This window comes from Gleimia coleocanis DSM 15436 (assembly GCF_000159015.1).
In the GTDB taxonomy this organism is placed as follows: Bacteria; Actinomycetota; Actinomycetes; order Actinomycetales; family Actinomycetaceae; genus Gleimia; species Gleimia coleocanis.
Window position 1 is genome coordinate 42,344 of the sequence record NZ_DS999546.1, and the last position, 12,848, is coordinate 55,191.

At 49.0% G+C, this 12,848-nt stretch carries 12 protein-coding genes; 10 read left to right on the forward strand and 2 right to left on the reverse strand.

What is annotated here, in order from left to right; all coding sequences use genetic code 11:
- The first annotated feature begins 3 nt into the window (after positions 1-3).
- Positions 4-3,534 carry a DNA polymerase III subunit alpha gene (dnaE, locus tag HMPREF0044_RS07385; RefSeq protein WP_006547509.1) on the forward strand — a complete coding sequence of 1,177 codons (3,531 nt, stop codon included), beginning with the start codon at positions 4-6 and terminating at the stop codon, positions 3,532-3,534.
- 84 nt (positions 3,535-3,618) lie between these two features.
- Here the strand turns inward: dnaE and HMPREF0044_RS07390 are convergent, their stop codons facing one another.
- Both HMPREF0044_RS07390 and HMPREF0044_RS08030 read right to left on the reverse strand, forming a co-directional pair.
- The gene (locus HMPREF0044_RS07390; protein WP_006547510.1) at positions 3,619-3,861 is read right to left on the reverse strand and encodes an RNA-binding S4 domain-containing protein; all 243 of its coding nucleotides are present in this window, start codon (positions 3,859-3,861) and stop codon (positions 3,619-3,621) included.
- 14 nt (positions 3,862-3,875) lie between these two features.
- Positions 3,876-4,316, reverse strand: coding sequence for a VanZ family protein (locus tag HMPREF0044_RS08030; RefSeq protein WP_050754385.1), 441 nt, complete (start codon positions 4,314-4,316; stop codon positions 3,876-3,878).
- Positions 4,317-4,513: 197 nt separating this feature from the next.
- Here HMPREF0044_RS08030 and HMPREF0044_RS07400 point away from each other — a divergent pair, with 197 nt between their 5' ends.
- From HMPREF0044_RS07400 to HMPREF0044_RS07440, 9 genes are all read left to right on the forward strand, one after another.
- A complete protein-coding gene (locus tag HMPREF0044_RS07400) occupies positions 4,514-5,731 on the forward strand; it encodes a dicarboxylate/amino acid:cation symporter (RefSeq protein ID WP_006547512.1) in 1,218 nt (405 codons plus the stop codon).
- Between the two features lie 98 nt (positions 5,732-5,829).
- Positions 5,830-6,438, forward strand: coding sequence for a hypothetical protein (locus tag HMPREF0044_RS07405; protein WP_006547513.1), 609 nt, complete (start codon positions 5,830-5,832; stop codon positions 6,436-6,438).
- 14 nt (positions 6,439-6,452) lie between these two features.
- The gene (locus tag HMPREF0044_RS07410) at positions 6,453-7,187 is read left to right on the forward strand and encodes an SseB family protein (RefSeq protein WP_006547514.1); all 735 of its coding nucleotides are present in this window, start codon (positions 6,453-6,455) and stop codon (positions 7,185-7,187) included.
- A 325-nt stretch (positions 7,188-7,512) separates the two neighbouring features.
- Positions 7,513-8,145: a translation initiation factor IF-3 gene (gene infC / locus HMPREF0044_RS07415; protein WP_050754386.1), complete on the forward strand. Its 633-nt coding sequence runs from the start codon at positions 7,513-7,515 to the stop codon at positions 8,143-8,145.
- A gap of 34 nt (positions 8,146-8,179) precedes the next feature.
- Complete coding sequence (gene rpmI, locus HMPREF0044_RS07420; protein ID WP_006547516.1) at positions 8,180-8,374, forward strand: 50S ribosomal protein L35; 195 nt, start codon at positions 8,180-8,182, stop codon at positions 8,372-8,374.
- A 31-nt stretch (positions 8,375-8,405) separates the two neighbouring features.
- The gene (rplT, locus tag HMPREF0044_RS07425) at positions 8,406-8,786 is read left to right on the forward strand and encodes a 50S ribosomal protein L20 (RefSeq protein WP_006547517.1); all 381 of its coding nucleotides are present in this window, start codon (positions 8,406-8,408) and stop codon (positions 8,784-8,786) included.
- Positions 8,787-8,793: 7 nt separating this feature from the next.
- The gene (locus HMPREF0044_RS07430) at positions 8,794-9,642 is read left to right on the forward strand and encodes a TrmH family RNA methyltransferase (RefSeq protein ID WP_006547518.1); all 849 of its coding nucleotides are present in this window, start codon (positions 8,794-8,796) and stop codon (positions 9,640-9,642) included.
- A gap of 32 nt (positions 9,643-9,674) precedes the next feature.
- Entirely contained in the window at positions 9,675-10,616 is a 942-nt protein-coding gene (gene thiL, locus HMPREF0044_RS07435) for a thiamine-phosphate kinase (protein ID WP_006547519.1), read from the forward strand.
- A gap of 103 nt (positions 10,617-10,719) precedes the next feature.
- Positions 10,720-12,768, forward strand: a complete 2,049-nt coding sequence (locus HMPREF0044_RS07440) for an InlB B-repeat-containing protein (RefSeq protein ID WP_006547520.1) — start codon at positions 10,720-10,722, stop codon at positions 12,766-12,768.
- The last annotated feature ends 80 nt before the right edge of the window (positions 12,769-12,848 follow it).

Genomic DNA, 12,848 nt, shown 5'->3' on the forward strand with positions numbered 1-12,848 from the left:
TCTATGGCTGTTACTGATCCTTTTGTTCACCTTCACAATCACACCGAATACTCCATGCTGGACGGTGCTTCAAAGATTGCGCCAATGGTGAAAGAAGCAGCTCGCCTGGAACAGCCAGCCTTGGCAATTACCGACCACGGTTACCTCTTCGGTGCCTACGAATTCTACTCAGAAGCTCGTAAAGCCGGCATTAAACCGATCATTGGCTTAGAAGCTTACGTAACTCCAGGTACCTCCCGTTTCGACCGTACGCGTGTACGCTGGGGTGAAGAATGGCAAGCCAGTGACGATGTTTCCGCACGCGGTGCCTACACTCACCTGACCTTGTTGGCAGAAACTACCGAGGGTATGCATAACCTTTTCCGCCTGGGGTCCATGGCGTCTTTGGACGGGCAGTGGGGCAAATGGCCACGCGCTGACATGGAACTGTTGGAGCAGTATTCTAAAGGCTTGATTGCTTTCACAGGCTGTCCTTCTTCGGAAGTGCAGACGCGTATGCGTTTGGGACAGTGGGACAAAGCCGTTGAAGCTGCCGGGCGCCTGCAGGATGTTTTTGGCAAAGAAAACGTTTTTGTCGAGTTCATGGATCATGGTATCGACATTGAAAAACGTACTCGTGCAGATTTGATTAAGCTTTCTAATCAGCTGAATATTCCGATGGTGGTTACTAATGACGCTCACTACGTGACCGCTGACGACCGGGATATTCAGGACGCTTTGCTATGTATTAACTCTGGCGTGACTCTGGATACTCCGGATCGTTTTAAGTTTGATGGCTCTGGTTATTACATTCGTTCCTCTGAATCCATGCGTCGCGACTGGGAAGATATTCCCCAGGCTTGCGATAACACGCTACTGATTGCAGAGCGTTGCAATGTGGAGTTTACCGAGGGCGTCTCATACATGCCTCGTTTCCCCGTTCCCGAGGGCGAAGATGAAACCTCCTGGTTCATTAAAGAAGTAGAACGTGGTCTGCACATTCGTTTCCCGCAAGGCATCCCAGATAATGTGCGTAAACAAGCCGACTATGAAGTTGGCATTATTAACCAGATGAAGTTCCCAGGATACTTCCTGGTCGTGTCTGACTTCATTCGCTGGGCTAAAAAACAGGGGATTCGTGTTGGCCCTGGACGTGGCTCCGGTGCAGGCTCCATGGTGGCTTACGCCATGCAGATTACTGACTTGAATCCACTTGATCACGGTTTGCTTTTCGAACGATTCCTAAACCCCGAACGTGTGTCCATGCCGGACTTCGACGTGGACTTTGACGAACGTAGACGCGGGGAAGTAATCGAATACGTGACTCGTAAATACGGTGATGACCGGGTTGCGCAGGTGGTTACCTACGGAAAGATTAAAGCTAAGCAGGCTCTTAAAGACTCCTGTCGCGTTTTGGGACGCCCATATGCGCTGGGCGAACAACTTACTAAAGCAATGCCGCCCTCTGTTATGGGTAAGGACATTCCAGTTTCTGGCATCTTCGATAAAGAACACAAACGCTATGAGGAAGCGGCTGAATTCCGTCGCTACTACAATGAAAACCCAGAAACTCATCCGATTGTAGACATGGCGAAAGGCCTGGAGGGGCTAACCCGCCAGTGGGGTGTACACGCTTGTGCGGTTATCATGTCCTCTGTTCCGCTACAGCAGGTTATCCCACTGATGCAGCGTCCACAAGATGGGGCAACCATCACTCAGTTCGACTACCCAACCTGTGAATCCTTGGGCTTGTTGAAAATGGACTTCCTGGGCCTGCGTAACCTAACAGTTATTTCGGACGCCCTCGATAATATCGAACGCAATGGGAAAGAACGCCCAGATATTGACCATGTCGAGCTTAACGACCCGAAAACCTACCAGCTGCTCTCTGCCGGGGAAACCCTGGGAGTATTCCAGCTTGATGGCGACGGCATGCAAAAGCTACTTAAACGCATGGCGCCTGACAACTTCGAAGACATTTCTGCAGTGGGCGCGTTGTATCGACCTGGTCCGATGGGTGCGGACTCGCATAATAAGTATGCGGACCGTAAAAATGGTCGCGCCGAGATTGAGCCAATCCATCCTGAACTTGCCGAACCGCTTAAAGAAATCCTGGGGACCACCTACGGCCTGATTGTTTACCAGGAACAGGTTATGGCAATCGCTCAGAAAGTTGCGGGTTACTCTCTGGGGCAAGCAGACTTGCTGCGCCGTGCAATGGGTAAAAAGAAGAAAGAAATCCTTGATAAGGAATACGTCCCATTCCACGCCGGTATGATTGAGCGAGGTTACTCAGAAGACTGTATTAAGACGCTTTGGGAAATTCTCGTTCCATTCTCGAACTATGCGTTCAACAAGTCTCACTCTGCGGCGTATGGACTTGTCTCTTATATGACTGCGTGGCTGAAAGCCAACTATCCAGTTGAATACATGGCATCCTTGTTGACCTCTCAGAAAGACAATAAGGATAAACTGGCGCTTTACCTATCTGAATGTCGTCGTATGGGCATTACCGTGCTCCCACCCGATGTGAACGTTTCAGAAGCAAACTTCACCGCGGTAGGCAATGACATCCGCTTCGGTCTGGCAGCTATCCGTAACGTTGGTATCAACGTCGTTGAAGGAATCGTTGAAGCCCGTAAAGAAAAAGGCAAGTATGATTCATTTGCTAGCTTCCTCGATAAAGTACCCGTTGCGGTCTGTAACAAACGCACCATTGAATCCCTCATTAAATCAGGGGCTTTTGACTCAGTCGCTGACTGTCGTCGTGCACTGGTCGCTGTCCACGAAGAAGCTGTTGAATCTGCTGTAAAGCTGAAGCGTAATGAAGCAGCTGGACAGTTTGACCTATTTGGAGCAATGTTTGACTCCGCAGAAGTGCAGATGATGACAGTTGATGTGCCTAATATGCCTGACTGGCCAAAGCATGAGAAGCTTTCGCATGAACGTGACATGCTTGGTCTGTATGTCTCTGACCATCCGCTTTCTGGTATTCAGAAAGCCCTGGAACGTTACCAGGATGAGCAGATTGCGCAGATTCTGACTTCAGAAACTTCTCGTGATCGTCAAATGGTGAAAGTTGCCGGTTTGATTACGGCAGTGACTATTAAGACCACCCGAAAAGGTGAACTCTGGGCCATTGCAACTTTAGAAGACCTCTCTGGTTCTATTGACCTGTTATTCTTCCCACGAAACTATGCTTCCATTTCGCATGCGTTGGCAACTGACCTGGTTGTTCAAGTTGAAGCACGTGTGCAAGAACGTGATGAGGAAGTAGCCCTGACTGGTCAGTCGATGACTATTCTGGATTTGCGTGAAGATGGAACTGTGCCGATGGTTTTAGCGTTGCCATGGCATAAATGCACGGAAGAGAATATGCAGGATTTAGCGCAGATTCTTTCAAATCATAAGGGTGAGTCACCGGTGTATTTGCGTGTAAATCGACCAGGTTTAGGTACTACTGTGCTGGATTTAAAGACCGTAGTAAAAACTTCCAGTGCATTATTTGCTGAGATTAAAGCACTGCTTGGTTCGGACGCTATTTACAGCCAGTAGTCGTTTAGCCTGAGGAGGCACCCTCGGATAAAGCAAAAGCTCACATGCGAAGTCACTTTCACATGTGAGCTTTAGTCTAAGCAGTTACTCAGGGAGAATTTCTACTTGGACCGATTCTAAGTAATCTTCGAAGTCTAGGCTGACGATCTGCCCGTCCTGTAGTTGTTTGCCGCGTTGTGTGCACTGTTCGTCGTCGATGTAGACAAAACCACCTTGAATCGCAGCGCGGGCTTCACCACCATCTTCTACTAAGTTTGCGAGTTTAAGTAGCTGTCCCAGGCGAATGGTGCCGGTTACGGTGATTACAGGGATCTCTTCATTGTCCATTTTCTAACCTCGAATCAGATACGACGTCGATACCAGTATAAGAATACTGCCAGGCTGAAACAGATGCCCAATAGGTCGGCCACTAAATCAATGAAACTACCAGTGCGATAGTAAAGCAAGTATTCTTGGATGATTTCAGTAAGAGCTGCGTACGCACCAAAAGTGAGTAGTACGAATCCTGGGCGTAGTCGGGCTAAGAGTAAACAGACTGTGATTAGCGCGAATGAAGAAAAATGCACTACCAAGTCAAAGCCGGGTTCGCCCGGGGCGGTTGCACCGGGCAGGGGTTTCAGAAAGCTGATGATGGCGGTTAGCCAAGCTGCCGGTTCAGATGGGGGAGAATCGTTAAAGAGCACGTACCCCTGCACGATGAGAAGTAATAAAGCAAAGACGAGCCAACGGTTGCGGGGCTTAACTTCGCGGTTGAAATAGTCAGAGGTAGTGTATGGATTCATGTGGTTAATTTTCAAGGGTTGCTTGGTTTGGTGCAAGCGGAAAACATGAAAGTAAAGAATTGGTAAAAAGAACTTATTTTTTGTCCAAATAATAAAACGGGGTTTCAATCAGTTTAAATACATCTATAGCATTAACCCATACGCGTAAGAGTTATCTTTCGTCCGGAAAGTAACCGCGTATCACAGAAGGAAAAATTGTGAATCTAAAGAAAGTCCCACTCTTTGCGTGGGTATTGCTAGCTATCCTACTGGCGATCCTCGCCGGCCAGTTTATGCCAATCGCGGTAGCCCGCGTATTCTTCACCTTCAGCTCTCTCTTCGGAGCCTTCCTGGGCTTTGTAATTCCGCTGATTATTATCGGCTTGGTAACTCCTGCCATTGCCGAACTTGGGTCCGGTTCCGGACGCTGGATTGCCCTCACAGCGGGGATTGCATACGTATCTACCATGATTGCAGGCTTCGGAACTTGGGGCGTAAGCCAGTTTGTGCTTCCTTCCATTCTGACTCCAGGCTCTAAGACCGATATTGCAGGTGAAACCGTAGAGGGGCTGACCCCATATTTTAACGTTTCAAACTCCGCCTCAGGCGAAGGCGTTGAAATCGTCGTAACCCCACTGATGGGCGTCATGACCGCACTGGTACTCGCATTCATTCTGGGGCTGGGTCTTTCTTTAGTACAGGGTGACGTAGTCCGTCGTGGCTTCCAAGAATTCCGCATCATTATCGTCGCAATGGTGGAAAAGATCCTAATCCCACTGCTTCCAGTACATATTTTCGGTATCTTCCTTAACCTCACCATGAGTGGCGAAGCCGTCCGCGTAGTCACCACCTTCCTAGCTGTAGTGGTAATGACCTTCTCTTTGACCCTGGTTTACCTGTTGCTACAGTACACCGTAGCCGGCGCATTCTCTGGCCGTAACCCACTGAAAGCACTGTGGACGATGAAGGATGCCTACCTGACAGCACTGGGTACTTCCTCTTCCGCAGCTACCATTCCAGTCACCTTAAAGTGTACTGAAGCAAATGGGGTTTCCAAACCAGTTGCTGCTTTCACCGTGCCACTGTGCGCAACTATTCACCTGTCAGGCTCAACTATTAAGATTGTGGGCTTCTCACTGGCAATCATCTTCTTAGCTGGTGGCGATATGTCTCTCGCAGCTTACGCACCATTTATTTTCATGCTGGGCGTAATGATGGTTGCAGCCCCAGGTGTACCAGGTGGCGCAATCGCAGCTGCAGCTGGTCTACTTTCCTCTATGCTCGGCTTTACCGAAGCGCAGGTAGGTTTGATGTTCGCAACCTACATTGCTCTGGATTCCTTCGGTACTGCAACGAATGTTACCGGTGACGGTGCAATCGCAATGATTATGGACCGCATTGCTGGAAAGAAACTTGCTGAGTCTCAGGTTAAGTAAGCTCAGACTATTAGTGATGCCCGTGGAGAATGTTCCGCGGGCATCACTTTATGTTTAATATAGATACTAGGTTTTGTTGACAGCTCGAAAGGCATACCGTGAGCGATATTGATGAAGAATTTCAGCGGATTATCTCAGGTTTTTCTGCTGAAGATTTGCCCACGGAAGACCTTTCCGAAGCGCCGTTTGAAGCTGAGTCTAAGCTGGAAGTTGATCCTTTGGACTTGCCTGAGGATGAGAGCTTACATTTAGAAAATGGCTCACAGACCGTAGGGTTTGTAATTGCGCCTTTTACTTCTGCCGTGCAGATTGCAAATATTCTTGGCGTGTATGGGATTGAACGCTGGGTAGTGCAGTTGGAAGATCAGATTGCACTTTGGTGTGAGTTAGAAACAGAAGACACTACTGACGTGGAACGTCTGCTGGGGGATGAACGCCCCCTGCCAGAAGAATGTGATGCTTTTGCGCGGATACTGTCTCGCCTTAGCCCAATTGGTGTGATTGCGGTGGTTTCCACCCTGCGTGAAGAAGACGGGGAAGTCAGCGGTGACGTGCGGGCACGCCGTTATTTAGCTGGCGAACCAGAATCGGTGATTCCCGGCGGGTTGTTGCTTAATGGTATGGAAAATAAAGTTGAGGATCTGCTTTTAGGGCGTTCTCATCCGCAGGATTTTGGGGATTCTGTGTGGGCGAAAGCCGGCCACTAAATAGGGAGTAAATCATGGGTGAGCATAATTTCGCATCATTGCAGGCTCGTTTGCAACGTTCTGTAGATTCAGCTGACCGTGGGCAAGTTATGCCACTTACAGCTGCGGCTTTGGTGGAGTTTGATCCGATTACTCGGTTAGAGAAGTTAGTTGCCGCCCTGGAGAGTGAACGTTTGCTGGCACCTGCGCTGGTGGAATCTGGCGAGGAATGCATAACTGCTGCGACGCGAATTCCTTCCCCTTATGGTGAAGTGACGGTTGCTTTTACTGATTATGAGGCTTTGCGTCGCTGGGCTCCGCAGGCTCGGCCAGTGCCGATTGCGGGTCGGCAGCAGGCGTTAATGGCAATGGCTGAAACTGGAGGACGCCTGCTCATTAACCCAGTTCCAGATTCCGAGGGCGGCTCATCTGAGCTTTCCGGAATTCGCTTACCACGCCCAGCTGTGCAGGCTTTAGCACATGGCGATTCTTGGTTACCGCCTTGGCGGGATGACGACCTGCGTACAGAACTGCAGGTGAAAGCTGATGCGTTGCAGGCTGGTTTGAATTTGACTGTCTCGGTTTTGGCTGATGTAGATCCTACTTTGAAAGTGCTTTTGGAGTTTAGTGTTCCTTACGGGGTTAGTGGGTTTGAAGTGAAAGCTGAGTTGGCTCGTTTTCATCAAGACCTGTCACAGGTGCCTCGTTTGCAAACGGCGGGGGAGCGTATTGAGTTTATTCCACTTTTAGTGGGAACTCACGCAGAGTAGTTTGTGGCTGACTTCACTGTTGTTGGTGGAGGTTGGTTTTCAAAAACGCAGAAAATCCTGGTAATATTGAATACGAATGTTCGGGCTTCACGCTCGAAATGTAGAAGCTTTAGGTTTCTACCTAAGCAAGCGGAGAAATCCCACCTTGGATTCCGACCTTGAAAAAGGGCCTTAAGATAAGGGGTTTAGAACGTGATTCTAAACTAAACGGGAATCGGGTTCATATTCAGCCACTCGTGTGGTTGTTATGTTTTGTGGACCTTCGCATGCTTAGATGCGAGGGTCTTCTTCGTATCTGAATAAAAACGAGAGTTAGGAGCAGCTCATCAACGAGCCTCGGGTAAATGACCGAATCCGCGTCCCAGAAGTTCGCCTTGTCGGACCAGAAGGGGAGCAGGTAGGTGTAGTTCGCGTAGAAGACGCTCTGCGCCTTGCTGAAGAAGCAGGTTTAGACCTGGTTGAAGTAGCACCAGGTGCGCGACCACCAGTAGCTAAGCTAATGGATTACGGCAAGTTCAAGTATGAAGCAGCCCAGAAGGCACGCGATGCGCGTCGTAACCAGGCCAACACTGTTCTGAAGGAAATTCGTTTCCGTCTGAAGATTGATGACCATGACTACGAAACCAAGAAGGGACACGTAGAACGTTTCCTTAACGGTGGCGACAAGGTTAAGGTCATGATTATGTTCCGCGGACGCGAACAGTCCCGACCAGAAATGGGTATTCGTCTGCTGCAGCGTTTAGCTGAAGACGTATCCGAACTGGCAACCGTGGAATCTGCACCACGTCAGGATGGACGCAACATGGTTATGGTTCTTGCACCTACCCGTAAGAAGTCAGATGCAAAGAACGAACAACGCAAACGCCGTGAAGCCGAACGGGCTGCTAAGCGTGACCGTAAGGCCGAAAGATCAGCAAAGGAAAGCAAAGTTAAAGCTGACGAAGCTGAACTGGCTTGAGATTACTGATTGTAGAGATGGAATAGAGGATAAAATGCCTAAGAACAAGACGCACTCTGGTGCTAAGAAGCGTTTCCGCGTAACCGGAAGTGGCAAGCTTATGCGCGAAAAGGCAAACAAGCGCCACCTGCTGGAAGTTAAGTCTTCCACCCGTACCCGTCGCCTTTCCCGCGACCAGGTTGTTGCACCAGCTGACCAGAAGAACGTTCGTCGCCTGCTGGGCATCTGATTCCCAGGCGAATAAAGAGGAGATTTAAAGAATGGCACGTGTTAAGCGGGCGGTTAACGCCCAGAAGAAGCGTCGCGTAGTACTCGAACGCGCATCCGGCTACCGTGGTCAGCGTTCCCGCCTTTACCGTAAGGCAAAGGAACAGGTTACCCACTCAATGGTTTACTCTTACCGTGACCGTCGCGTCCGTAAGCGTGAAATGCGTAAGCTGTGGATTACCCGTATCAACGCAGCAGTACGCGAAAACGGCATGACCTACAACCGCTTCATCCAGGGTCTGGCTCTGGCAGGCATTGAAGTTGACCGACGTATGCTGTCCGAACTGGCTATTTCCGATCCTGCTGCATTCACCGCTCTGGTTGAAGCTGCACGCAAGGCTCTGCCAGCAGACGTAAACGCACCACAGAACTGAAATAAACATGTCGGCTGAGAATCAGCCGCGTGAGCATCGCCCGGCTATGCTAAGCAATCCAAATGCAGACCGCATTAAAGAGGTTGCTGCGCTGGCCGGGCGTTCTGCACGCCGGCGTAGTGGACGAGTATTAGTTGAAGGTCCTCAAGCTGTACGCGAAGCTCTGCGCTTCTGTGGCAAGGACCTTTTAGACGTGTATATTTCTGAAGAGGCATGGGAACGCTATCCTGAACTTGTGCAGGAAGCTAAGGCAGCAACCCGCTGGGTACATCAGGTAACGAATGAGGTATCAAAGGCCATATCAACTGATTCCCAGGGGATCACAGCGGTAGTTAAAGACTTCCGCACTGATGGTCTGCCTAAGGTTGATTGGGATTTCATTGTCGTCCTGGCACAAACCCAGGATCCAGGTAACGCCGGTACGATGATTCGTATCGCCGATGCAGCGGGAGCAGACGCAGTCTTCATTTGTTCCGGCTCTGTTGATGTTACTTCCCCTAAGGTAGTGCGTTCTTCTGCAGGTTCAGTATTCCATCTGCCATCCATCGTAAATGTTGGTCTTCCAGAAGTTCTGGAATGGGCGCGTGCTCGCGGCATGCAATTACTGGGTGCTGATGGCAATGGCTCTGTTGATCTTTTTGATGCGGCAGACTGCATGGTTGATGTTGATTTAGCTGAACCAACTGCATGGATTTTCGGTAATGAAGCGCATGGTTTCGCACAGTTTGATACGTCTGAGATTGAGCATTTTGTGTCTATTCCATTGGGCGGTCATGCTGAGTCTTTAAACGTTTCTGCAGCTGCTGCTGTGTGCCTGTTTGCTTCTGCAAAGGCAAGGCGTTTCAACGAGCTTTAAACGGCTTTAGTATTTATTAGGAGCAAGAGTCAGTGGGTGAGGATAAGCTAATCGCAAAAATGCGGGAGGTTCTTCCTGTTGGTGGGAATACTCTGGTTTGGTCAGGTGATGACTGTGCTGAGATTGCTACTACCACTGGCTCTTTCCTGATTTCTACGGATGTTTTAGTTGAGGACGTGCATTTTCGTATTGACTGGTCGAGTGCCTTTGAAGTTGGTGTACGTGCGGCTCAGCAGAATATGGCTGACATTATGGGACAAGGCGGGATAGTTACCGCACTGGTGGTGTCATTGGTGATTCCACCTTATTTGTCTGAGGACTGGTTGTGTGATCTGGTAGCGGGTTTCGCCGCTGCTGTGGCTCCTACGGGAGCTGGTGTTGTTGGTGGGGATTTGTCGCGTGGTGCGCAGTTAGTTATTTCTGTAACGGTTTGTGGTGAGAGCGTTAAGACGCCACTTCCGGGTTCGATATTGCGGTCCGGTGCGCGTCCGGGGGATGTGGTGGCGGTGGCTGGTACTTTGGGTTATTCTTACGCGGGTTTGCAGCTTTTACAGCGGGGGAATGAACAGCCTGAGTTCGCTTTATTTAAGCAGATTTTTAAGACGCCGCAACCGCCTTTAGAGATGGGGCCGTTGGCGGCTTTAGCAGGGGCAACGGCGTTGATGGATGTTTCGGATGGATTGTCGTCTGATTTGGCTCGGCTTGCGAAAGCGTCGCAGGTGAGTGTGTTGCTTTCAAAAACAGCGCTTTCTGCTTTTACGGCACCTTTAGAGGCGGTGGCAGTTTCTCTAGGACGGTCTGCTTTGGATCTGGTTTTGAATGGAGGAGAAGACCACGCGTTGCTGGCGTGTTTCCCTGCTGGTATTGAGGTGCCCTCTGGCTTTACTGTAATCGGTAGTGTTGAAGCTGGTGGGGCAGAAGTTTGGCTGGATAGTGAAAAACTTAGTGAGTCAGGTTGGGATCACTTCGCTTAGTTTAGTTTCATTTCGTTATCTTTTTGTATTTGTATCTACCGTATCTATGGTAAATCTGCTAGCATACACGTTTGTACGAGTTATTCGTTAAAGGACGTGAGTTATGCAAAAGAATATAACTACTAAACTAATTACTGGTTTAATTGCTACCGGCTTACTCTTCCCAACGGTATCAACGACTGCAGCTTTTAGTGCTGTCCTTCCAAGGACAGAAAACACAACCGCTACCGCGCCAGCTGCGGGTACTTGGAGTGGTTCTATCACTTTTAAACTGGTATTGAATGGTGCTGACGCTCAGAACGAAAACGACTATACCGAAAAAGTCGTTGTGTTTGATAACGCGCCACTAGACACTCCACTTGGGCTACAGGGAACTCTTCCAAATACTATGGAAGGGCTTTACTGGTCTCGTCCATTTGCGGGTTGGTCTGATCAACCTAAAGCGAACCGCTACACCTCAGAAAATGTAAAACTTTACTCTGCTAATAACACTTTGGGAGATGTTCTGAAAGATTTCCCAGATGGCAAAGTAGTCTTGCACGCAATCTATGATGGTCCATTCGACGGAAAAACCTCATTTTTTGGGATTACGGTACCGCGCTCACACGAAGGGCTAAGCAAACATAACCGTCTGCGAATCCACCAGGGGTTAACTAAAGAAACAGTTCTGACTGATTTTATTTCTAACCCTAACTTCGTATTGAAAGACTACATCGCTACCGAGCGTACTAATCCTGCTTCAGCTACTCCTGGTGTAGACCAGATGGGCTTTGCAGATACTGACCTCGGCCACACCTACACTGACCATAAGGTGGTTGGTTTCTACCACCCTTCCTTAGGTGAAACAGCTCTAAAATACACCTCAAACTTCAACTTTAATAAGGGCGTAGCTACCGTTGTTCGCAACAATCCTTGGATTTACGGAGTTGGCGCGTTAAGTGAATCTGAAGTACTACTCACCTACAAAGTAGATCCAAATACTACGGTTGCTGAAAAACTTACGGGATTTACTTTAGACGCAGCGATTTTCCGCCTTAAGCGAGCTGAAGTTAAAACCACTGCAGGGGTTAAGGATATTACCGTTGAAAATCGTCAGCCAGCTGTAGATACCGGAGACATTCACGAAACCACCTTTGATCTTTCAATCCCAGCAGATATTGATCGGACTACTATCACCGAAATTCGCTTGATTGCAGAACCTCGCCAACGCCAGGGCGTAGGTGATACTGAAGAAGCCAAAACCGCTCAGGCGAAAATCGATGAAAAACTACGTGCCCTGCCTGCAACTGTTTACACTCGCGATATGACCCTGTCTAACCAACAAGGCATTAGTATCACTGCTGAGCAGGCTAAGAATCTGGCTACTAATGCAGCAGATGGAACTGACCTAGTAGCGACTATTGCAGGTACCGTTGACGGTACAGTGACATTTAAACCATTCCCACGTCTAGGAAAGTACGATTTAAGTATTCCACGGGTTGCTTCAAACGTTTTAATGGTTGACTTCGTTTACCCTAAAGTTAACTTCGATTTGAACTCGGTAACCCTTGGTGATACTCGCGATCAGGTAGCTAAGGCAGCTTTTGAGCCAAAGACAGAAATCGAAAAAGACGGTGCAAAGCTACTTGTAGTTGCTGAAAACGAATTCCCACAGGTAGAAAACTTCACCGTAAACGATAAGACCTATCGTTTCCTCGGCTGGACTACTGATGCTGCAGGCACTCAACCTTTTGATGCCACTACTGATATCCGTCAGGATACTACGGTTTACGCTAAGTGGGCACAGGAAGTTTACCCGGTAGAACCAAACCTGCTACCAGCAGAAAAATGCGGGGTAGAACCAACCCTGATGGTACCTGAGGTTACAGGGATTAAATATGAAAAGACCATGGAAGGAAAAGTAGCTACCGTCGTGGCAACACCACTTCCAGGGTATGTATTCACTACCGGTAATCAAACGGAAACCTGGACCTACACTATTAAAGCTGTGGAGTGTAAGGTGATAACTCCTAAGAAGGATAAGACTAAGACTCCTAAAGCACCAGCAAAACCTAAGCTTGCGCAAACCGGTACGAATGTAACTGGAGTAGGCGTAATTGCCTTGCTGACTCTCTTTGGTGGTATTGCCGTGGTACGCCGAGCACGCCGCTAGTAGAAACTAAGCACTAAAACCTAATTGTGGTTGTGGGCGGGGAATCACTAGATTCTCCGCCCACAACCACAATTAGTACA